General features: G+C 36.9%; 28 protein-coding genes. All 28 read right to left on the bottom strand.

The annotated features are described in order from the left end of the window. Positions 1–5 precede the first annotated feature (5 nt). Positions 6–524, bottom strand: a complete 519-nt coding sequence (rpsE, locus tag JKA74_RS19470; protein ID WP_201432918.1) for a 30S ribosomal protein S5 — start codon at positions 522–524, stop codon at positions 6–8. A 4-nt stretch (positions 525–528) separates the two neighbouring features. Next, the gene (gene rplR, locus JKA74_RS19465) at positions 529–879 is read right to left on the bottom strand and encodes a 50S ribosomal protein L18 (RefSeq protein WP_201432917.1); all 351 of its coding nucleotides are present in this window, start codon (positions 877–879) and stop codon (positions 529–531) included. 8 nt (positions 880–887) lie between these two features. Then, the gene (gene rplF, locus JKA74_RS19460; protein ID WP_201432916.1) at positions 888–1442 is read right to left on the bottom strand and encodes a 50S ribosomal protein L6; all 555 of its coding nucleotides are present in this window, start codon (positions 1440–1442) and stop codon (positions 888–890) included. Positions 1443–1451: 9 nt separating this feature from the next. After that, on the bottom strand, positions 1452–1850 hold the full coding sequence (gene rpsH, locus JKA74_RS19455) for a 30S ribosomal protein S8 (RefSeq protein WP_201432915.1): 399 nt from the start codon (positions 1848–1850) through the stop codon (positions 1452–1454). Positions 1851–1942: 92 nt separating this feature from the next. After that, positions 1943–2212, bottom strand: a complete 270-nt coding sequence (rpsN, locus tag JKA74_RS19450) for a 30S ribosomal protein S14 (protein WP_201432914.1) — start codon at positions 2210–2212, stop codon at positions 1943–1945. A gap of 2 nt (positions 2213–2214) precedes the next feature. Beyond that, positions 2215–2772 (bottom strand): 50S ribosomal protein L5, encoded by a 558-nt coding sequence (rplE, locus tag JKA74_RS19445; protein WP_201432913.1) that lies wholly within the window; start codon positions 2770–2772, stop codon positions 2215–2217. Further along, entirely contained in the window at positions 2765–3112 is a 348-nt protein-coding gene (gene rplX / locus JKA74_RS19440; protein ID WP_201432912.1) for a 50S ribosomal protein L24, read from the bottom strand. Before rplX ends, rplE begins: the two co-directional genes overlap by 8 nt. 2 nt (positions 3113–3114) lie before the next feature. Continuing rightward, positions 3115–3483 carry a 50S ribosomal protein L14 gene (gene rplN, locus JKA74_RS19435; RefSeq protein WP_201432911.1) on the bottom strand — a complete coding sequence of 123 codons (369 nt, stop codon included), beginning with the start codon at positions 3481–3483 and terminating at the stop codon, positions 3115–3117. Positions 3484–3485: 2 nt separating this feature from the next. Next, a complete protein-coding gene (rpsQ, locus tag JKA74_RS19430) occupies positions 3486–3749 on the bottom strand; it encodes a 30S ribosomal protein S17 (RefSeq protein WP_407659077.1) in 264 nt (87 codons plus the stop codon). Next, positions 3749–3943 (bottom strand): 50S ribosomal protein L29, encoded by a 195-nt coding sequence (gene rpmC, locus JKA74_RS19425; RefSeq protein WP_201432909.1) that lies wholly within the window; start codon positions 3941–3943, stop codon positions 3749–3751. Before rpmC ends, rpsQ begins: the two co-directional genes overlap by 1 nt. 5 nt (positions 3944–3948) lie before the next feature. Continuing rightward, on the bottom strand, positions 3949–4371 hold the full coding sequence (gene rplP / locus JKA74_RS19420; RefSeq protein WP_188461119.1) for a 50S ribosomal protein L16: 423 nt from the start codon (positions 4369–4371) through the stop codon (positions 3949–3951). A gap of 28 nt (positions 4372–4399) precedes the next feature. Beyond that, positions 4400–5140 (bottom strand): 30S ribosomal protein S3, encoded by a 741-nt coding sequence (gene rpsC / locus JKA74_RS19415; RefSeq protein ID WP_201432908.1) that lies wholly within the window; start codon positions 5138–5140, stop codon positions 4400–4402. Further along, positions 5141–5533, bottom strand: coding sequence for a 50S ribosomal protein L22 (rplV, locus tag JKA74_RS19410; protein WP_201432907.1), 393 nt, complete (start codon positions 5531–5533; stop codon positions 5141–5143). After that, positions 5533–5811 (bottom strand): 30S ribosomal protein S19, encoded by a 279-nt coding sequence (rpsS, locus tag JKA74_RS19405; RefSeq protein WP_201432906.1) that lies wholly within the window; start codon positions 5809–5811, stop codon positions 5533–5535. Before rpsS ends, rplV begins: the two co-directional genes overlap by 1 nt. Before the next feature lie 3 nt (positions 5812–5814). Next, on the bottom strand, positions 5815–6636 hold the full coding sequence (rplB, locus tag JKA74_RS19400) for a 50S ribosomal protein L2 (protein ID WP_201432905.1): 822 nt from the start codon (positions 6634–6636) through the stop codon (positions 5815–5817). Positions 6637–6647: 11 nt separating this feature from the next. Then, entirely contained in the window at positions 6648–6935 is a 288-nt protein-coding gene (gene rplW / locus JKA74_RS19395; RefSeq protein ID WP_201432904.1) for a 50S ribosomal protein L23, read from the bottom strand. Further along, positions 6932–7567 carry a 50S ribosomal protein L4 gene (gene rplD, locus JKA74_RS19390; protein WP_201432903.1) on the bottom strand — a complete coding sequence of 212 codons (636 nt, stop codon included), beginning with the start codon at positions 7565–7567 and terminating at the stop codon, positions 6932–6934. The genes rplW and rplD overlap by 4 nt, the downstream gene beginning before the upstream one ends. A gap of 2 nt (positions 7568–7569) precedes the next feature. Next, positions 7570–8208: a 50S ribosomal protein L3 gene (rplC, locus tag JKA74_RS19385; protein ID WP_201432902.1), complete on the bottom strand. Its 639-nt coding sequence runs from the start codon at positions 8206–8208 to the stop codon at positions 7570–7572. A 182-nt stretch (positions 8209–8390) separates the two neighbouring features. After that, a complete protein-coding gene (gene rpsJ / locus JKA74_RS19380; protein WP_201432901.1) occupies positions 8391–8696 on the bottom strand; it encodes a 30S ribosomal protein S10 in 306 nt (101 codons plus the stop codon). 8 nt (positions 8697–8704) lie between these two features. After that, positions 8705–10825 carry an elongation factor G gene (gene fusA, locus JKA74_RS19375; protein WP_201432900.1) on the bottom strand — a complete coding sequence of 707 codons (2121 nt, stop codon included), beginning with the start codon at positions 10823–10825 and terminating at the stop codon, positions 8705–8707. Between the two features lie 11 nt (positions 10826–10836). Continuing rightward, positions 10837–11304, bottom strand: coding sequence for a 30S ribosomal protein S7 (gene rpsG / locus JKA74_RS19370; protein WP_201432899.1), 468 nt, complete (start codon positions 11302–11304; stop codon positions 10837–10839). Positions 11305–11310: 6 nt separating this feature from the next. Continuing rightward, positions 11311–11685: a 30S ribosomal protein S12 gene (gene rpsL / locus JKA74_RS19365; RefSeq protein ID WP_201432898.1), complete on the bottom strand. Its 375-nt coding sequence runs from the start codon at positions 11683–11685 to the stop codon at positions 11311–11313. A 126-nt stretch (positions 11686–11811) separates the two neighbouring features. Continuing rightward, a complete protein-coding gene (locus JKA74_RS19360; RefSeq protein WP_201432897.1) occupies positions 11812–12138 on the bottom strand; it encodes a DUF3467 domain-containing protein in 327 nt (108 codons plus the stop codon). A gap of 54 nt (positions 12139–12192) precedes the next feature. Beyond that, positions 12193–16500, bottom strand: coding sequence for a DNA-directed RNA polymerase subunit beta' (gene rpoC / locus JKA74_RS19355; protein WP_201432896.1), 4308 nt, complete (start codon positions 16498–16500; stop codon positions 12193–12195). A 53-nt stretch (positions 16501–16553) separates the two neighbouring features. After that, the gene (rpoB, locus tag JKA74_RS19350) at positions 16554–20426 is read right to left on the bottom strand and encodes a DNA-directed RNA polymerase subunit beta (protein ID WP_201432895.1); all 3873 of its coding nucleotides are present in this window, start codon (positions 20424–20426) and stop codon (positions 16554–16556) included. A gap of 182 nt (positions 20427–20608) precedes the next feature. Beyond that, positions 20609–20989 carry a 50S ribosomal protein L7/L12 gene (gene rplL / locus JKA74_RS19345; RefSeq protein WP_201432894.1) on the bottom strand — a complete coding sequence of 127 codons (381 nt, stop codon included), beginning with the start codon at positions 20987–20989 and terminating at the stop codon, positions 20609–20611. 43 nt (positions 20990–21032) lie between these two features. Further along, on the bottom strand, positions 21033–21563 hold the full coding sequence (rplJ, locus tag JKA74_RS19340) for a 50S ribosomal protein L10 (protein ID WP_201432893.1): 531 nt from the start codon (positions 21561–21563) through the stop codon (positions 21033–21035). Between the two features lies 1 nt (position 21564). Beyond that, complete coding sequence (gene rplA / locus JKA74_RS19335) at positions 21565–22263, bottom strand: 50S ribosomal protein L1 (protein ID WP_201432892.1); 699 nt, start codon at positions 22261–22263, stop codon at positions 21565–21567. Between the last annotated feature and the right edge of the window lie 9 nt (positions 22264–22272).

Genomic DNA, 22272 nt, shown 5'->3' with positions numbered 1-22272 from the left:
CTTTATTATCCGTTAAATACGTTAGATAATGATATTCCTCTGTCTTTTGCTACAGTAAATGGATCTCTCATTTTAGTTAGTGCATCAAAAGTTGCTTTTACCACGTTGTGTGGATTTGAAGATCCTTTAGACTTAGCCAATACATTGTGTACACCAGCACTTTCAAAAACAGCACGCATCGCACCACCTGCAATTACACCTGTACCAGGTGAAGCCGGCTTAACCAACACAAAACCACCACTATATTTACCTAAAGATTCATGAGGAACAGTACCTTTCAAAATAGGAACTTTCACCAAGTTCTTCTTTGCATCATCTATACCTTTTGTTATTGCATCAGTAACTTCGTTGGCTTTGCCCAATCCATACCCAACCACACCATTGCCATCTCCGACAACAACGATAGCTGAAAAACTAAATCTTCTACCACCTTTTACAACTTTAGCTACTCTTTTTATTGCAACAACCTTTTCTTTAAGGTCAATTTCGCTTGCTTTTACAGATTTAATATTACTCTGAGACATATAATTAAAATTTTAAGCCACCTTTACGAGCACCGTCCGCCAATGCTTTAACTTTACCATGGAACCTGTAACCACCTCTATCGAAGACGATAGTGCTAATACCGGCATCCTTAGCCTTGGCAGCTAATGATTCACCTACCTTAGCGGCAGTCTCTAAATCCGCGTTACTCTTTGCGCCTAACTCAATAGAATTAGTAGCTGCAAGTGTATGTCCTTTAAGATCATCTACTATTTGAGCATATATTGCACGGTTGCTTTTAAAAACAGTTAATCTAGGAATATCAGATGTACCTGATATTTTCCTACGAATTCCTTTTTTTATTCTAGCTCTTCTATCTGTTTTATTAATAGCCATTCTTATTATTATTTAGCGGCAGTCTTACCTGCTTTACGTCTAATATACTCACCAACAAAACGAATACCTTTTCCTTTATAAGGTTCAACTGACCTTAAGGATTTAATTTTAGCAGCTACCTGGCCGATAAGTTGTTTATCAATACTTTCAAGAGTAATCTTTGGGTTTTGACCTTTAACAGTTTCAGCAGTTACTTTGATTTCATCTGGCAACCCTAAGAAAATACTGTGGGAATACCCAACATTTAATTCTAAAACGTTACCCTGAACAACAGCTTTGTAACCAACACCTACTAACTCTAACTCTCTCTTGTACCCTTCAGATACTCCTTCAACCATATTGGCTAAAAGCGCTCTGTAAAGACCATGCATCGCTTTGTGTCTTTTAGATTCAGTTGGTCTCTCAAGGCTTACCACATTGTCTTCAACAGACATTTTTATTGCAGGATTGACCTGTTGCTGTAAAGAACCTTTAGAACCTTTAACAGTTACTAAATTATCTTTGGCAATCTCCAGGGTTACACCCTGTGGCAAATTAATCGGACTTTTACCTATTCGTGACATTTCAATTTTTTAATATACGTAGCACAAAACTTCACCACCAACTTTCAAATTCCTTGCTTCCTTATCGGTAATTACACCATTGGAAGTAGATAAAACAGCGATACCCAGACCATTTAATACTCTAGGTAATTCCTCTGAATTACAATATTTTCTTAAACCTGGTTTAGATACCCTCTCCAGTTTTGTAATGGCAGAGGTTTTACTAACAGGATCATATTTCAATGCAATTTTAATACTTCCTTGGGCGCTAGTCTCCTCGAATTTATAATTCAAGATATAACCCTTTTCATGAAGCACTTTTGTCAGACTCTTTTTAAGATTAGAGGCCGGTACTTCAACGATTCTATGTTTTGCTTTAATAGCATTACGAACCCTTGTTAAATAATCAGCTATTGGATCAGTTACCATTTCTTATAATATTAATAATTTTAATACCTCTGCCGAAACAGGCCTGCAAAGATAAGAAAATATTTTGTTAATTAAAATTTACTAATAAAAAATCACCAACTAGCTTTAGTGACTCCCGGAATTTTACCACTTGAAGCCATTTCTCTAAAGGTTACTCTGGAAACACCAAATTTCCTCATATAACCTTTAGGTCGCCCAGTCAATTTACATCTATTGTGTAATCTTACTGGAGAAGCATTTTTTGGTAATTTATCAAGTGCCTCATAGTCGCCATTAGCTTTTAATTCGGCACGTTTAGTTGCATATTTGGCAACCGTTTTCTCTCTTTTTCTCTCTCTGGCAATTACTGCTTTTCTAGCCATGATTAGTTATTGTTTTTACTTGCAAACGGCATTCCAAAAGCTTTCAATAATTCAAAGCTTTCTTCATCTGTATTTGCTGTAGTGACAAATGTTATATCCATTCCTGAAATTGCAGCAACTTTCTCAATGCTTATTTCAGGGAAAATAATTTGTTCTTTGATACCAAGTGTATAATTACCTCTTCCATCAAAGCCTTTATCTTTCACTCCTCTAAAGTCACGTACACGAGGTAACGCTACTGACAATAATCTGTCAAGAAACTCGTACATTTTACTTCCTCTTAAAGTAACTTTAGCACCGATTGGCATGCCCTCCCTTAACTTAAAATTCGAGATTGAATTTTTGGCAATTGTGGGCATAGCTTTTTGACCAGAAATAGTAGACAATTCTTCTACTCCTATATCAACTAATTTTTTGTCAGCAGTCGCAGCACCAATACCTTTGTTGATAACAATTTTCTCCAACTTAGGCACTTGCATTATTGACTTATATTGAAATTTCTCCTTTAAAGCAGGAATAATTTCACTGATATATATATCTTTTAATCTTGGATTAGCCATTGTTAATTACCTCCCCTGTTTTCTTAGAAAATCTTTGTAATTTACCCTTATCATCCACTTTTCTACCAGTTTTGGTAGCCTCACCTGTAGCAGGATCTACCAACATTAAGTTACTAATGTGAATAGGAGCTTCAATTTTTTCAATTCCACCTTCAGGACTAGTGGCAGATGGTTTTTTATGTTTGGTTACAATATTAACACCTTCAACAAGTGCTTTTTGTTTTTCACCTAACATTTCTAATATCTTACCACTTTTTCCTTTCGAATTACCAGAAATAACCTTTACAGTATCTCCCTTTCGAACATGGAACTTTTGTTGTTTATTTTTCTTCCTTTCCATAATTATAATACTTCAGGTGCTAAGGAAACTATTTTCATAAACTGCTTCACACGCAATTCTCTTGCTACAGGACCAAAAATACGAGTACCTCTTGGTTCATCGTTAGGGTTCAGAAGAACGGCAGCATTGTCCTCAAAACGGATATATGAACCATCTTTTCTTCTTATCTCCTTTTTAGTTCTTACAACTACTGCACGAGAAACAGTTCCTTTCTTAAGATTACTAGATGAAAGAGCAGATTTGACACTTACAATAATCTTATCTCCTATAGTAGCATACCTTTTTTTCGTACCTCCCAGGACGCGAATACAAAGCACCTCTTTGGCACCACTATTATCCGCAACACTTAATCTTGATTCTTGTTGTATCATGGTTATTTAGCTCTTTCTATGATTTCTACTAATCTCCATCTCTTATTTTTGCTCATAGGACGGGTTTCACCAATTTTCACTTTATCTCCGATATTGCAATCATTGGTCTCATCATGAGCCATAAATTTGGTAGTTTTCTTCAAAAACTTACCATATATAGGGTGTTTCACTTTTCTTTCAACTGAAACAGTTACGGATTTCTCCATTTTGTTGCTGACAACAAGCCCTATTCTTTCCTTTCTAAGGTTTCTTTCCATCTTAGCAATTATTTAGCAAGTTCTTTAACCCTTAGTTCAGTTTCCAATCTTGCTATTGTCTTACGAGTTACCCTAATTTGCATAGGGTTTTCTATAGGTGAAATAGCATGAGCAAACTGAAACTTCTGAAGCTTCTGCGCTTCATTGTTAATATTCTCTTTGAGCTCGTCAATAGATAATTTTTTGATATCTGAATTTTTCATGACGATTAATTTTCTGCGTAATCTCTTCTTACTGTAAACTTAGTTTTTAAAGGTAGCTTTTGTGCAGCTAATCTTAATGCCTCCTGAGCTAACTCAATCGGCACACCACCTGCCTCGAACATAATGGTACCCGGTTTAACAGTTGCCACCCAATATTCCGGAGCTCCTTTACCTTTACCCATACGTACTTCTGCTGGTTTTTTCGTAATTGGTTTGTCTGGAAATATTCTAATCCAAACCTGTCCCTGACGTTTCATCGCACGAGTCATGGCTATCCTGGAGGCTTCAATTTGCCTGCTGGTAATCCATCCCGGCTCAAGCGATTTCAAAGCAAAACTACCGAAAGCTATAGTATGACCTCTTTGGGCAATACCTTTTACTCTACCTTTTTGCTTCTTCCTAAATTTCGTTCTTTTCGGCTGTAACATCTTATATTATCTTTATACTAAGAAAGGATTATTTTCTCTTTCTTTTAGGACGTTCACTTCTTCTATTATTTCCAGGGCCAGGAGCATTTCCTTTAGTTTGTGCAGCAGCGGCACCAACATTAAGAGACAAATCTCTTTTACCAAAAATTTCTCCTTTGAAAACCCAAACCTTGATACCAATTATACCATAAATAGTATTTGCTTCGGAAACTTCATAATCAATGTCTGCTCTAAGCGTATGCAAAGGAATTCTACCTTCTTTATACATCTCAGTACGAGCCATCTCAGCACCACCTAAACGGCCGGAAACTTTGATTTTTATACCCTGAGCTCCAACTCTCATTGCAGAAGCAATTGATTGTTTCATAGCTCTTCTGTATGAAATACGAGCCTTTAATTGCTGTGCGATTGATTCACCGACTAATTTAGCATCAAGTTCCGGTCTTTTGATCTCAAATATATTTATCTGAACATCTTTACTGGTCAACTTCTTAAGCTCTTCTTTCAATTTATCAACTTCACTACCACCCTTACCAATTACTACACCCGGACGAGCCGTGTGAATAGTAAGAGTAATTCTCTTTAAAGTTCTTTCGATAACAATTTTAGAGATCCCTCCTTTTGGGATTCGTGCCAGGATATATTCCCTTATCTTGTGGTCTTCAATTAGTTTTTCAGAAAAAGCATTACCTTTTCCACCGTACCAGTTGGATTCCCAACCTCTTACGATACCTAAACGAAAACCGGTAGGATTAACTTTTTGTCCCATCTATTTTTTATTTTCGGAGTTTTCAGATTCTACTACTGCATTAACTGCTTCAGGAGCACTATCAACGATTAAAGTAACATGATTAGATCGTTTTCTAATACGATGTGCTCTACCTTGAGGTGCCGGTCTTAATCTCTTAAGCATACGACCACCATCTACTCTCACTTCCTTAACGAACAGATTAGCTTCCTCCAAATCAACTTCGGAATTAGCTTGCTGCCAATTAGCGATTGCTGAAAGTAAAAGCTTCTCAACCTTCGCAGCTCCAACCTTAGATTCAAATTTAAGGATATTCAAAGCACGATTCACTTTTTCTCCTCTGATAAGATCTACTACCATCCTCATTTTTCGAGGTGATGTGGGTACATTATTTAACTTAGCAATAGCTTCCATTATCTCTTACCTTTATCTTTCTTATTAATATGACCTCTAAAGTTTCTCGTTGGAGAAAACTCACCTAATTTGTGTCCTACCATATTTTCAGTTACATAAACAGGTATAAACTTATTACCATTGTGCACTGCAAACGTGTGACCTACAAAATCAGGAGAAATCATGGATCTTCTTGACCATGTCTTTATTACAGACTTCTTACCGGAATCAGTCATATTATCAACTTTCTTCTCAAGTCGGAAATCAATATATGGTCCTTTTTTTAATGATCTAGCCATTGATTATTTCTTTTTACCGATAATTAATTTGTTGGAATATTTTTTAGGCGTTCTTGTTTTAAGACCCTTAGATAATAATCCTTTTCTTGATCTTGGGTGTCCACCTGAAGATTTACCTTCACCACCACCCATCGGGTGATCAACCGGATTCATTACAACACCTCTAACTCTAGGTCTTCTTCCTAACCATCTGTTACGTCCAGCTTTACCTAACCTTACTAGCATATGATCAGAGTTGGACACTACTCCAACTGTAGCCAAACAAGCACTTAACACCAACCTCATTTCACCTGATGGTAATTTGATAGTTGAATATTTACCATCACGAGCCAATAACTGAGCATAAGCTCCAGCACTTCGTACCATTGCGGCACCAGATCCCGGACGAATCTCAATATTGTGAATGATTGTACCTAATGGAAGAGATGATAAAGGCAACGTATTACCTAATTCAGGTGCTACATCAGTACCAGATATTACCTTATCTCCTACTTTAATTCCGTTAGGAGCCAGAATATATCTCTTTTCACCATCTGAATAATGCAAAAGAGCAACAAAAGCTGTTCTTGTAGGATCATACTCTAAAGTAGCAACGGTTGCAGGTATAGAGTGTTTATTACGCTTGAAGTCTATGATACGAACATTTTGCTTATGCCCACCACCTATATACCTCATTGTCATTCTACCTGAATTATTTCTACCACCCTTTTTTCTCAAAGGAGTTAGCAGGGACTTTTCAGGCTCTACCTTACTTAGCTCGGTATACACCGGAGCCAATCTATGTCTTTGCCCAGCTGTAACTGGTCTAAATTTCTTAACTGCCATTTTTCAGATCATTAAATTTCGCTGTAGAAATCAATTATTTCACCTTCCGCCACAGTTACAATAGCTTTTTTGTAACTAGCTTTTCTTCCTGTAAGGACTCTGGATTTTGTGTAGCGGGATTTTTGTTTGCCCAAATACTTCATAGTATTGACATCCTCTACATTCACTCCGTATCTTTTTTCTACCTCTGATTTGATTTCAACTTTATTGGCATCATTAGATACAATAAAACCATATTTACCCTTTTCGTTTAAGGCAGAAATCTTTTCAGTAACAAGTGGTTTAACTAAAACGCTCATATCTTTTCCTTAAATAAGTTTTCAACTTTTTCCACAGATCCTTCAACGAAAAATAACTTATCAGCATGTAACACATCATAAGTGTTAAGCATATCAACAGTAATTACTCTTGAGTTCTGTATATTTCTACTTGCCAAAAACATATTCTTGTCGTTTTCCGGTAGTACTATTAAAGTCTTTACAGAATTAACAGAAAGGTTATTAAGCAATTCTACATAAGACTTTGTTTTAGGCTCATTAAAAGAGAAAGACTCTAATATGCCTATCATTTGATCTTTAGCCTTATAAGTTAAAGCTGACATTCTAGCCAAACGCTTCACTTTCTTGTTAAGCTTGAAACTGTAGTCTCTTGGTCTTGGACCAAACACTCTACCACCACCTTTAAATACCGGTGATTTTATACTACCGGCACGTGCTGTACCAGTACCTTTTTGTTTCTTTATCTTTCTTGTTGAACCAGCTATCTCCGCTCTTTCTTTGGATTTATGAGTTCCTTGTCTTGCGTTAGCCAACTTTTGTTTCACGTCCAAATAGATGGCGTGGTCATTAGGCTCAATGTCAAAGATGGCATCGGATAAAGAAATTTTTCTTCCCGTGTCTTCGCCTGTCGATTTAAATATTGAAAGCTCCATCTTTATTTCTCTATTATAACTATTGAATTCTTTGCACCGGGAACAGAACCGCTGATCAACAACAAATTCTTTTCTGGAATAACTTTTAACACTCTTAAATTAGTGTTTTTAACTCTGTCTCCACCCATTCTACCGGCCATTCTCATACCCGGGAATACTCTGGCAGGATAAGAAGCTCCACCAATAGAACCTGGGGCTCTTCCTCTGTTATGCTGACCGTGCGTAGCCTGGCCAACACCACCGAAACCGTGACGTTTTACAACACCCTGGAAACCTTTACCTTTTGATATACCTGCTACATCAACGAAATCACCTTCAACAAAAACATCTTCGATTTTCACTAATTGCCCTAAAGACAAATTATGAACAAATGGCTCTTCACCAACATGCTCCCTGAACTCAATTAATTTCCGTTTTGGCGTTGTTTGTGCATTAGAAAAATGCCCTTTTAACGCCTTAGGTGTATTCTTTTCTTTGCGCTCGCCAAAGCCCAACTGAACAGCAGAATAACCATCGGTTTCCTCACTTTTTACTTGCGTTACTACACAAGGACCAGCCTCTATCACCGTGCATGCGACATTATGTCCATCGGCACCGTAGATGCTAGTCATTCCGATTTTTTTTCCAATTATTCCTGACATTATTATTTTATTATGAACCCTTTAAACAGGATTTACCGTAGCTTTTCCCGAAAGGACTGCAAAGTTAGCAATTTATTGTTAGATACAAAACTTAGCAACTTAAAAATTATAAGTATTTTAAGATAAAAAAAGAACCAATGAAACAAAGCTCATTGGTTCCCCTAAAATAGATTTAAAGTCTATCAAACTTTAATTTCTACATCCACTCCACTAGGTAATTCCAACTTCATTAATGCATCAACTGTCTTGGCGCTATTTGAATAAATATCAACCAATCTTTTAAATGTACATAATTGAAATTGCTCCCTTGATTTCTTGTTCACGTGTGGTGAACGCAAAACTGTGAATATTTCTTTTTCAGTAGGCAAAGGAATTGGTCCGCTTACCACTGCTCCGGTAGTTTTCACCGCTCTTACGATTTTCTCAGAAGATTTATCAACCAAGTTGTGATCGTAGGACTTTAATTTTATTCTTATTTTCTGATTCATGATTCCAATTATTTAACAGCTTCACCTTTAACCTTCGCAATTACTTGCTCTGCAAGATGATTTGGTACAGGATCGTAATGTGAGAAAGTCAAAGAAGCAGTTGCTCTTCCTGATGTAATAGTTCTTAAATCGGTAACATATCCGAATAATTCAGACAATGGAACATCAGCTTTAATAATTTGAGCTCCTCCTCTGGTATCCATTCCTTTCATCAATCCTCTCCTCTTATTCAAGTCACCAGTAACAGGACCTGTATATTCATCAGGAGAAGTTACTTCTACTTTCATGATCGGTTCCAAAAGCTGAGGACCTGCTTTTTTTGCAGCTTGCTTAAATCCAATTCTAGCAGCTAATTCAAAAGAAAGGGCATCTGAATCCACATCATGGAAACTTCCATGGTACAATTCAACTTTCATTGCCTCGATAGGATATCCCGCAAGAGGTCCATTATTCATAGCTTCAGTAAAACCTTTCTGAATAGCTGGAATAAACTCTTTTGGTATAACACCACCTGTAATTTTATTATCAAATTGAAGTCCTGCTTTGATTTCCCCGGTAGTTTCATCCGGATTAGCAGGAGATAATTTGAAAGAAATATCTGCAAACTTACCTTTTCCACCAGATTGTTTCTTATAAACCTCTTTGTGATCCACTAAAGCGGTAATGGCTTCTTTGTAAGCAACCTGAGGAGCACCCTGGTTTACTTCTACCTTAAATTCACGTCTCATACGATCCATGATAATATCAAGGTGCAATTCACCCATACCTCTTAAGATAGTTTGACCTGTCTCTTCGTCAGTATTTACTTTTAATGTTGGATCTTCTTCTACCAATTTAGCAATTGCCATTCCCATTTTATCAACATCTGCCTGAGTTTTAGGCTCAATGGCATATCCGATTACAGGCTCAGGAAAATTCATAGATTCAAAAACAATTCTATGATTCTCGTTACATAGGGTATCACCGGTTTTAATATCTTTAAAACCAACTACCGCAGCAATATCACCAGCTTGAAGCTGATCAATTTGATTTTGCTTGTTTGCATGCATTTGGAAAATTCTAGAGATTCTTTCTTTCTTACCAGTTCTGGTATTGAAAACATAAGAACCTGAATCTAAAAATCCTGAATATGCTCTAACAAAACAAAGTCTACCTACGAATGGATCAGTTGCAATTTTAAATGCTAAGGCAGCAAAAGGATCATCCTTTGTTGGTCTTCTGAATGTTTTTTCTTCAGTATCAGGGTTAGTTCCAGCAATTTCATCTCTATCCAGAGGTGATGGAAGTAATTCCATTACATAGTTCAAAAGAGTTTGAACACCTTTATTTTTGAAGGCAGAACCACACATCATTGGAACGAAGGCCAAATCTATAGTTGCTTTTCTTAAGGCATTAATTACTTCATCTCTTGTGATAGACTGTGGATCTTCGAAAAATCTTTCTACAAGTTCCTCATCATATTCAGCAACAGATTCCAATAATTTTTCTCTATACTCATTTACCTCATCCTGCATATCTTCAGGAATTGGAATCTCCTGGTATGTCATACCATTGTCTTCCTCGTTCCAGATAATAGCTTTCATTTCAACTAAATCTACAACTCCTCTAAAAGTACCTTCAGCACCAATGGGTAATTGAAGTGGGACAGCTTTTGTACCTAACATTTCCTTAACCTGCTTACACACCTTAAGGAAATCAGCACCATCTCTATCCATTTTATTAACGAAACCGATTCTGGCTACTTTGTAGTTATCAGCTAATCTCCAGTTAGTTTCAGATTGTGGTTCAACACCATCAACTGCACTAAATAAGAATACTAAGCCATCTAATACCCTAAGTGATCTGTTTACCTCTACGGTAAAATCAACGTGACCTGGAGTATCAATGATATTGATGTGATATTTTTCATCCTTGTAAGGCCAAAAAACGGTTGTAGCAGCAGAAGTAATAGTAATACCTCTTTCTTGTTCCTGCTCCATCCAGTCCATAGTAGCAGCACCATCATGAACTTCTCCTAATTTATGGCTTACACCGGTATAGAATAAAATTCTTTCCGTAGTAGTTGTTTTTCCGGCATCGATGTGGGCAGCGATACCAATATTTCTTGTTAATCTAAGATCTCTTGCCATTATACTAGCTATTAAAATCTAAAGTGTGAAAATGCTTTATTTGCCTCAGCCATTCGGTGAGTATCATCCTTTTTCTTGATAGCAGCTCCTTCTCCTTTTGAAGCCGCAACAATTTCACCAGCCAAACGCTCCATCATAGTTTTCTCCCCTCTTTTACGGGAATAATCTATCATCCATTTGATACCTAATGAAACTTTTCTTTCAGGACGTACTTCTAATGGCACTTGAAAAGTGGCTCCACCAACTCTACGGCTTTTTACCTCAACAGAAGGTGAAATATTAGCTAATGCTTTTTTCCATGTCTCCACACCATTCTCCTTGGTTTTTTCTTCCACCAATTGAATAGCATCATAAAAAATTGTATAAGCTGTACTTTTTTTACCGTCCTTCATTAAATAGTTAACGAATTTCGTTACCATAGTATCCCCGAATTTGGGATCAGGCAGGACGTATCTCTTTTTAGGTTTTGCTTTCCTCATCTCTGTTTATTTCTTAGGTCTTTTAGCTCCGTATTTTGATCTTCTTTGCGTACGACCACTCACACCGGCAGTGTCTAACGCACCCCTGATAATGTGGTATCTTACACCAGGTAAATCTTTTACTCTTCCACCTCTAATCAAAACAATAGAGTGTTCTTGAAGATTGTGTCCTTCACCCGGAATATAGGCGTTAACTTCTTTTTGATTGGTCAATCTTACCCTGGCCACCTTTCTCATTGCTGAGTTAGGTTTCTTCGGAGTGGTTGTGTAAACACGTGTACAAACCCCTCTTCGTTGTGGGCAAGAATCCAGAGCAGGAGATTTTGACTTTGTGGTCAATTTCTTTCTACCTTTTCGTACTAATTGCTGTATAGTAGGCATCTATTATTACTTTATCTTCTATTACTACTTGAGATTTTTAGGACTGCAAAGGTAAAAATTAAGAAGCATTTTCCAAACACATCAGACTTTTTATTTTACAATATCCTAATTTATAAGGATTAAGCTTTAGGCTTCACCCACATTTGAACCAAAATTCATAGGGAATTTTGGCACTTCTTCGGACTGTTTAATAGGTCCGAAATTCTTTTCATATTTATTAATATTATCTTTCAAAGCATTCAGCAATCTTTTGGCATGCTCCGGAGTGACTACCACCCTGGATTTTACCTTTGCTTTTGGAACGCCCGGCATAAGACGAATAAAATCTATCACAAACTCACCATTGGAATGGGCAATCATAGCTAGATTGGCATAAACCCCTTCCGCTACTTCTTCCGAAAGTTCAATATTAATCTGATTAGGATTCTTCTTGTTTTCTTTATTATCATCCATATTCCAACTTATTTATAAATCTGTTATAGATTTTATTCGCACTAAATATACCAATTACTTTTGAAGCTCTTTTTCCTGAGATGTTAAACGATCCTCTTTGATAGCATCAAGCTCATCTTTAGAGCCAACGATGATATCATTGTAATCCTGCAAGCCCGTTCCCGCAGGAATTAGGTGACCTACAATAACATTCTCCTTAAGACCTTTTAAATGATCCGCTTTACCACGTATAGAAGCCTCACTCAATACCTTAGTAGTTTCCTGGAAGGAAGCTGCTGAGATAAAGCTTTCAGTTCCCAATGAAGCTTGCGTGATACCTTGCAAAGTTGGCTTGGAAACAGCTGCTTCCGCATCCCTTACTTTCACCAGTTTCATATCCTTTCTTTTCAGGGTTGAATTCTCATCCCTTAATTTTCTTGATGAAACAATTTGTCCCGGCTTTAAGTTAGGCGAGTCACCAGCCTCAGTTACAACTTTCATATCCAAGATTCTATCATTTTCTTCTCTGAAAACGAATCTATCTACCACCTGATTAGGTAAGAAAGTAGTATCACCTGATTCAAGTACCTGTACTTTCTGCATCATCTGACCTACAATTACTTCAATGTGTTTATCATTGATAGCCACACCTTGTAATCGGTAAACTTCCTGTATTTCGTTCACAATATATTCCTGAACAGCAGTAGGACCTTTGATAGACAAAATATCAGAAGGAGTTGTAGCTCCATCAGATAAAGCATATCCTGCTTTCACAAAGTCATTATCCTGAACCAAAATATGTTTAGACAAAGATACCAGGTATCTCTTCTTTACTCCATCTTTAGATTCAATGAAAATCTCTCTGTTTCCTCTTTTAATACCACCGTAAGTTACAACTCCATCAATCTCTGACACTACTGCCGGATTAGATGGGTTTCTTGCTTCAAACAATTCTGTTACTCTTGGAAGACCCCCTGTAATATCTTTAGACTTACTGGTTGATCTTGGTATTTTTGCTAAAATCTGACCTGGTTTAATTTTCTCATTTTCACCAACTGATAAGTGGGCTCCAACAGGAATGTTATAAACTTTAGGCTCTTCTCTCCCTTTAGTATTTACAATAACCGCAGGGTTTTTAGTTTTATCTTTTGTATCGATGATAACCTTTTCTCTGTGACCTGTTTGATCATCAGATTCTTCTTTATAAGTGATACCTTCTTCAATACTATCAAATTCTGTAACACCTTCAAACTCTGATAAAATCACAGCATTATATGGATCCCAGAAACACAGTTCATCATTTTTAGAAACTTTATCACCTTCTTTCACTTTCAGAATAGCACTGTAAGGAACGTTGTTGGTCATTAAAACTTTCTTGGTTTTAGGATCGATAATTTTAATCTCACCTGAACGACCCATTACTACTGTTTGAGGATTTCCATCACTATCAGTAGACTGAATTGCTCTTAGATCCTCAAATTCAATAACACCATCAAATTTAGCCTTAACAGTCGCTTCAACTGCAATATTAGAAGCTGTACCACCAACGTGGAAAGTTCTTAGCGTAAGCTGAGTACCAGGTTCACCAATCGACTGTGCGGCAATTACACCAACTGCATCACCTCTTTGTGCCATCTTAGAAGTAGCAAGGTTTCTTCCGTAGCATTTACCACAAACTCCCTGACGGGTTTCGCAAGTTAGTACAGAACGAATTTCTACTTCTTCAATGTTTGCTTCATCAATTTTAGCAGTAACTTCATCTGTGATCTCATCCCCTGTACCAACGATTAATTCGTTAGTCTCAGGATGATAAATATCATGTACACAAACCCTACCTAAAATTCTTTCTGATAATGATTCAACAATTTCTTCATTGTCTTTCAATGCAGAAACAGTAAGACCTCTTAAAGTACCACAATCGACTTCGTTAACAACCACATCCTGGGCCACATCAACTAATCTTCTTGTCAGGTAACCTGCATCAGCTGTTTTAAGGGCCGTATCTGCTAGACCTTTTCTGGCACCGTGAGTTGAAATAAAGTACTCAATTACATCAAGTCCTTCACGGAAATTGGAAAGAATTGGGTTTTCGATAATTCCACCAACAGATCCTGCAAGGTTTTTCTGCGGTTTTGCCATCAATCCTCTCATTCCACCCAACTGACGAATTTGCTCTCTTGAACCTCTGGCTCCAGAGTGCATCATCATGTAAATTGAGTTAAATCCTTGATTATCTTCCTCAAGCTGTTGCATTAAAGAGTTAGTCAATTGAGAGTTAATTCTTGTCCAGATATCAATTACCTGATTGTAACGCTCATTGTCTGTGATAAGACCCATCAAGTAGTTATTCCAAACAACATCAACTTCTTCTTTGGCCTGAGCTACTAATGTTTCCTTAATTTCAGGAACCATAATATCACCAAGTCCCATTGATAAACCACCTTTATAAGCAGCCTGGAAACCTAATTCTTTGATGTCATCAAGGAATTGAGCAGTTCTTGCTGATCCACTTATTTTATATACTTCAGAAATAATTACCTGAAGTTTTTTCTTTGTCAATAGCTCATTTACAAAACCAACTTCTTCAGGAACAGACTGATTAAATATCACTCTACCTGCTACAGTTTCAATTAGCTTAGTCTCTAAACTACCATCTGCATTTCTCACCTTGGCTCTTACTTTTATAAAAGCATGTTTAGATAATTGACCTTCATTAACAGCTATGATTACCTCATCAGCGCTATAAAAGCTTTTACCTTCACCTTTAACTGTTTCTTCCGGAGTAGTTTTCTTCCCTTTAGTTACATAATAAAGACCTAACACCATATCCTGAGAAGGTACAGTAATTGGAGCTCCATTTGCAGGATTCAAAATATTGTGAGAAGAAAGCATCAATGTTGAAGCTTCCAAAATAGCTTCATGTCCTAAAGGAACGTGAACCGCCATCTGGTCACCATCAAAATCCGCGTTAAATGCAGTACATGCCAACGGGTGCAATTGAATAGCTTTTCCTTCTATTAGTTTAGGTTGGAAAGCCTGGATACCCAAACGGTGCAATGTAGGAGCACGGTTTAATAAAACCGGATGTCCCTTCAATACATTCTCCAAAATATCCCAAACTACAGGATCTTTTCTATCAACGATTTTCTTAGCTGACTTAACAGTTTTTACAATACCCCTTTCGATCAATTTTCTGATAACAAATGGCTTGAATAATTCAGCTGCCATTTCTTTAGGAATACCGCACTCATGCATTTTCAACTCAGGTCCTACTACAATTACAGAACGACCTGAATAATCCACACGCTTACCTAATAAGTTCTGACGGAAACGGCCTTGCTTCCCTTTCAACATATCTGAAAGGGATTTCAGTGCTCTGTTACCATCTGATCTTACTGCATTAACTTTTCTTGAGTTATCAAATAAAGAATCTACAGCTTCCTGCAACATTCTTTTTTCATTTCGAAGGATAACTTCAGGAGCTTTAATATCTATTAATCGCTTCAAACGATTATTTCTGATAATTACTCTTCGGTAAAGGTCATTTAAATCTGATGTAGCAAAACGACCTCCATCTAATGGCACTAATGGTCTTAATTCCGGTGGAATAACAGGAACCATTTTTATAATCATCCATTCAGGACGGTTTTCGATTCTTGTTCTTGCATCACGGAAAGCTTCCACTACCCTTAATCTCTTAAGAGCTTCTGCTTTTCTTTGCTGAGAAGTATCGGTTGCAGCCTGGTGACGTAATTCATAAGATAATTCATCTAACTTGATTCGGCTTAAAAGCATATCCAATGCTTCTGCACCCATTTTAGCAATGAATTTATTAGGATCATCATCATCCATCTGTTGGTTCTCTCTAGGAAGCTTATCAAGTATATCCAAATACTCATCTTCTGTCAAGAAATCCATATAAGCTATACCATCTTCTTCTTTTACACCTGGCTGAATTACTACATATCTTTCGTAGTAAATAATCTGGTCTAGTTTCTTAGTTGGTAAGCCTAATAAATAACCTATTTTGTTAGGTAAAGACTTGAAGTACCAAATGTGAGCAACAGGAACCACCAATTCGATATGCCCCATACGTTCTCTACGTACTTTTTTCTCTGTAACTTCTACCCCGCAACGATCACATATAATTCCTTTATATCTGATTCTTTTATATTTTCCACAATGACATTCCCAATCTTTTACCGGGCCGAAAATACGCTCACAAAACAAACCGCCCATTTCTGGCTTATACGTTCTGTAGTTGATAGTTTCCGGCTGAGTAACTTCACCATGAGAGCTTTCCAAAATAGATTCAGGAGAAGCTAAACTTATAGTGATCTTTGAGAAATCAGTATTGATTTTTTTATTTTTTTTGAACGCCATAATTTTTGGTATCTAAAATGGGGGCTTAACACCCCCGATTAAACAAAATGATATTAGTCTAAAGTGATTTCAAGAGCCAAACCTCTCAATTCATGAACCAAAACATTGAATGATTCAGGAATATTTGGTTTACCCATATTCTCACCTTTCACGATGGCTTCATAAGCTTTTGCTCTACCAATTACATCATCCGACTTGATAGTAAGAATTTCTTGCAGCACATGAGAAGCACCGAATGCCTCTAAAGCCCACACTTCCATTTCACCGAAACGTTGACCACCAAATTGTGCTTTACCACCTAATGGTTGTTGCGTAATTAATGAATATGGCCCGATAGAACGTGCGTGCATTTTATCATCAACAAGGTGACCTAATTTCAACATGTAGATAACACCTACAGTAATTTTCTGATCAAACCTGTCTCCCGATAAACCATCATATAAATGCGTTCTACCAAATTCAGGAAGTCCTGCCTCAGCCAATTCTTTGGAAACTTCGTCCGAAGAGGCTCCATCAAATATTGGGGTAGCATATTTTCTACCCAATTTCAATCCGGCCCATCCTAAAACAGTTTCATAAATCTGACCAATGTTCATCCTTGATGGTACACCTAATGGATTCAATACAATATCCACTGTTGTACCATCTTCCAGGAATGGCATATCTTCATCACGTACAATTTTGGCTACAATACCTTTGTTACCGTGACGACCAGCCATCTTATCCCCTACTTTTAATTTACGTTTTTTGGCAACATAAACTTTAGCTAATTGGACAATTCCTGCCGGTAATTCATCCCCTACTTCAAGGGTAAATCTCTCTCTTTTGAATTTACCTGCTATTTCATTACGTTTTTTGTTGTAATTTCTAACAAGCTCAACAATTAAGCTATTGATTTCATCATCAGCAGTCCAGTTGTCAAGAATAAGATCGGAGATCAAATTCACTTCCTCAGGAACGTTGTAGTTACTTTCGTCTCTGTAAATATTCTTTTCAGGGAAGAGATTTTTCTCAATGTTAGTTCTGTTGAACTTCACACCTTTACTCATTATTTCATCACCAAACTTGTGCTTGATCCCCTGACAAGTCTTACCGGAAAGCAATTCAGTTAATTTGTCAATCTTCAATTCACGCAGTTTAAGTAATTGCCTGCTATATTCTTTACCTAGTACTTCTACTTCTTTTTTAGCTGCAGATCGTCCTTCTTTATCTTTTTTATGTCTTGCGAATAATTTAGTATCAATTACAACACCTTTTAAAGATGGAGAAGCTTTTAATGAAGCATCTTTAACATCACCAGCCTTATCACCAAAAATAGCTCTTAAGAGTTTCTCTTCAGGAGTAGGATCTGTTTCACCTTTAGGGGTGATTTTACCAATGATAATATCACCTTCAGAAAGTTCGGCACCGATACGAATAATACCGTTTTCATCAAGATTTTTAACTGCTTCTTCGCTTACATTAGGGATTTCAGAAGTTAATTCTTCTTCACCTCTTTTAGTATCCCTAACCTCCAATTCAAACTCTTCCACATGTATTGAAGTGAAAATATCTTCTCTTACAACACGTTCAGAAATTACGATTGCATCTTCAAAGTTATATCCTTGCCAAGGCATGAAAGCAACTTTCATATTTCTACCTATGGCTAATTCACCTTTTTCAGTACCATACCCTTCACATAAAATCTGACCTTTCTTCACTTTATCGCCTTTATAAACAATAGAACGAAGATTAATAGTAGTGTTTTGGTTAGTTCTTCTGAATTTGATCAGATTATATACCCTTTCTTCTTCTTCAAATGAAACTAATTTCTCAGTTTCGTTCATGTCATACCTGATGACAATTTTTGTAGAATCCACGAAAGTTACCACTCCATCTTTTTCAGCAACAATCAAAGATCTTGAATCTCTTGCTACTCTGCCTTCCAGACCTGTACCTACAATTGGAGCTTCCGCTCTTAATAAAGGAACTGCCTGACGCTGCATGTTTGATCCCATCAAGGCACGGTTAGCATCATCATGCTCCAAAAATGGAATCATTGATGCTGCAACTGACACAATCTGATTTGGAGCAATATCCATATAAGATAATTCCTTAGGCTCCAGAATTGGGAAATCTCCTTCGAATCTAGCTTTTACCCTGTCGTTAAGGTAAGTTCCGTTATCATCTATCGGAGCGTTTGCTTGTGCAATATTATGATCATCCTCCTCTTCAGCAGTAAGATAAAGTACATTTCCACTCATATCTACTTTACCTTCTACAACTTTTCTGTAAGGTGTTTCGATAAAGCCCATGCCATTCACTTTTGCATGAACGCATAAAGAAGATATCAAACCAATGTTTGGACCTTCTGGCGTTTCAATGGTACATAATCTACCATAGTGAGTATAGTGCACATCTCTTACTTCAAAACCAGCTCTTTCACGGGAAAGACCACCGGGTCCTAAAGCAGACATTCTTCTTTTGTGAGTAATTTCAGACAATGGATTGGTTTGATCCATGAACTGAGACAATTGGTTAGTACCAAAGAATGAGTTAATAACAGAGGATAAAGTCCTCGCATTGATCAAATCAACAGGCTTAAAATCTTCATTGTCACGAACGTTCATTCTTTCACGGATGGTTCTTGCCATTCTGGCCAAACCAACACCGAATTGAGCATATAATTGCTCACCAACGGTACGCACACGTCTGTTACTTAAGTGGTCAATATCATCAACAATAGCCTTTGAATTGATTAGCCCAATTAAATATTTAACGATGTGGATAATATCCACCTTTGTTAGAACTTTGGTTTCAGAGTCAATGTCCAAACCTAATTTCTTGTTAATTCTATATCTACCTACTTCACCTAAATCATATCTTTTCTCACTAAAGAATAAGTTATGAATGATTTCACGGGCTGTAGCCTCATCAGGAGCTTCAGTATTTCTAAGTTGACGGTAAATTTGTTCAACCGCTTCTTTCTCAGAGTTAGAATTATCTTTTTGTAAAGTATTATAAACAATACTGTAATCTGTAATATTTACATCCTTACGGTGAAAAATAATCGATTTAACACCTGAATCAAGAATTAAATCAATATCTTCTTCTTCTAAAACAGAGTCTCTTTCAAGGAGTACTTCGTTTCTATCAATAGAAACAACTTCTCCAGTATCTTCATCCACGAAATCCTCTGTCCAGGTTCTTAGAACCCTGGCAGCTAGTTTACGACCAACTGCTTTTTTCAAAGCTGCCTTAGTGGCACTAATTTCTTCGGATAAATTAAATAAGTCTAGAATATCTTTATCAGAACCGTAACCAATTGCTCTTAGCAAAGTAGTTACAGGGAATTTTTTCTTTCTGTCAATATATGCATACATGACGTTATTTACGTCAGTAGCAAATTCAATCCAGGATCCTTTGAATGGAATAATACGAGCAGAGTATAATTTGGTACCATTTGTATGCTTACTTTGAGCAAAGAAAACACCCGGTGACCTGTGCAATTGAGAAACAATTACACGTTCAGCTCCATTAATAATAAAAGAGCCCTTTTCAGTCATGTAAGGAATATTTCCAAGGAAAACCTCTTGTTCTATGGTCTCGAAATCCTCATTGTCCTCATCATTACAAAGCAAACGTAATTTGGCTTTGAGGGGAACGGAATAAGTTAACCCCCTGTCAATACAACCATCAATATCATATTTAGGAGGATCTACCAAGTAGTCAACAAATTCAAGAACGAAGTTTTCTCTTGAGTCAGAGATAGGAAAGTTTTCTTGAAAAACTTTAAAAATACCTTCTTCAGCTCTTTTCTCCGCTGGTGTTTCTAGTTGGAAGAAATCCTGAAATGACTGGAGTTGAACATCAAGGAAATCAGGGTAATCAATAATTCTTTTAATCGAAGAAAAATTGATTCTTTCAGATTGATTTGTATTAGCCAAGGCTCTGAATATTTAAAGTTATGTATTTTTATATAGTAATGCTTTTCAGCTGTTTCCCGTTCGTTTTCTATCTAAAATATGTACAAACAGGAAAAGACCTGACTCCATACACTCGTATGAGGTATGGAGACCAGGCCTAATTTCTTGGGCAGAAATCAGTTAATCCTTTCAGGATAAACTGATTATTTTAATTCTACTTCTGCACCAGCTTCTTCTAGTTGCTTTTTAAGCGCTTCAGCTTCGTCTTTAGCAACTCCTTCTTTTATTGCTTTAGGAGCACCATCTACTAATTCTTTAGCTTCTTTTAAGCCTAAACCTGTTAATTCCTTAACAGCCTTAACAACTTGTAATTTTGCAGCACCTGCAGATTTTAAAATTACATCAAATGTAGATTTTGCTTCTGCAGCTTCTTCCCCGGCACCAGCGCCACCTGCTACAGCAGCAGGAGCAGCAGCAGCTGCAGGTTCGATACCGTGTGTTTCTTTTAGGTAATCAGCAAGTTCATTAACTTCTTTTACCGTTAATTCTACTAATTGATCTCCAATTGCTTTGATATCAGCCATGATTGTATTTTTTAATTTTTAATGATTTTGTTCTTGATTATTATTATTGTGCTCTTTCTTCAAGTGCTTTTACTAAGCCAGATATTTTGTGACCTCCGCTTTGTAGGGCAGAAATAACATTTTTGGCAGGAGATTGAAGTAATCCTATCACTTCACCTAGCAACTCAGTCTTAGATTTAAGTTCACTAAGGAAATTCAAGTTCTCTTCACCTACAAAAACATCTGTGTCTATAGCAGCAGCTTTGAATAATGGTTTTTCGCTTTTGTATTTTTTGCGAAACTCTTTGATCACTTTAGCAGGAGCATTTCCAACTTCCGGGGAAAAAAGGATTCCTGAGAAACCTTTTAACGAATCGTACATTTTTGAAAAATCAGCTTCTTGCCTATCCAATGCTTTTTCAATAAGGGAATTTTTCACAACTTTGTATTCAAGTCCCCTCTCAAAACATAGCCTACGGAAAGCATTGATCTGCTCAACAGTCAATCCACCTGCGTCCGCAACGTAGAAATGACCCGTTTGAGATAATTTTTCAGAAAGCTCCTCTATAAGTTGTCCTTTTTCTTGCTTGTTCATATTAAATTCCAGCTATAGAGTTTTTATCAATTGAGATACCTTTGCTCATCGTAGATGACATGGTCATACTCATAAAATAAGTACCTTTAGCAGAAGCGGGTTTAAGCTTCGCCAAAGTTTGGATCAATTCATTCGCGTTTTCAGTAATTTTCTCCGGAGAGAAGGAAGCCTTACCTACACTTGCATGAATGATTCCGAATTTATCCACTTTAAAGTCAATTTTACCTGCCTTTACTTCCTGGACAGCCTTACCTACATCAAGCGTAACAGTTCCTGATTTAGGATTAGGCATCAGACCTCTCGGCCCGAGAACTTTACCAAGTCTACCTACTTTTGCCATAACAGTAGGCATGGTAACAATAATATCAATATCAGTCCAACCACCTTCGATCTTCTTAATATAATCATCTAAACCTACATAGTCAGCTCCGGCATCTTTGGCTTCCTGTTCTTTATCAGGAGTTACCAAAGCCAATACTTTAATATTTTTACCAGTACCATGAGGTAGCGCAACAACACCTCTAACCATTTGATCTGCTTTTCTTGGGTCTACGCCTAAACGTATATCCAAATCCACTGAAGCATCAAACTTAGTTGTTGTAATTTCTTTTACAAGAGAGGATGCTTCTGCCAAAGTATAATTTTTGGTTGCATCAATTTTCTCTGCTGCTATTTTTTGATTTTTAGTTAGCTTAGCCATTATCTCTTA

Origin of the sequence: Marivirga aurantiaca (genome assembly GCF_016679925.1) — a bacterium.
GTDB classification, from domain to species: domain Bacteria; phylum Bacteroidota; class Bacteroidia; order Cytophagales; family Cyclobacteriaceae; genus Marivirga; species Marivirga aurantiaca.
Note: the sequence above shows the minus strand (reverse complement) of the source record. Positions and strands in the feature narration are given on the sequence as shown.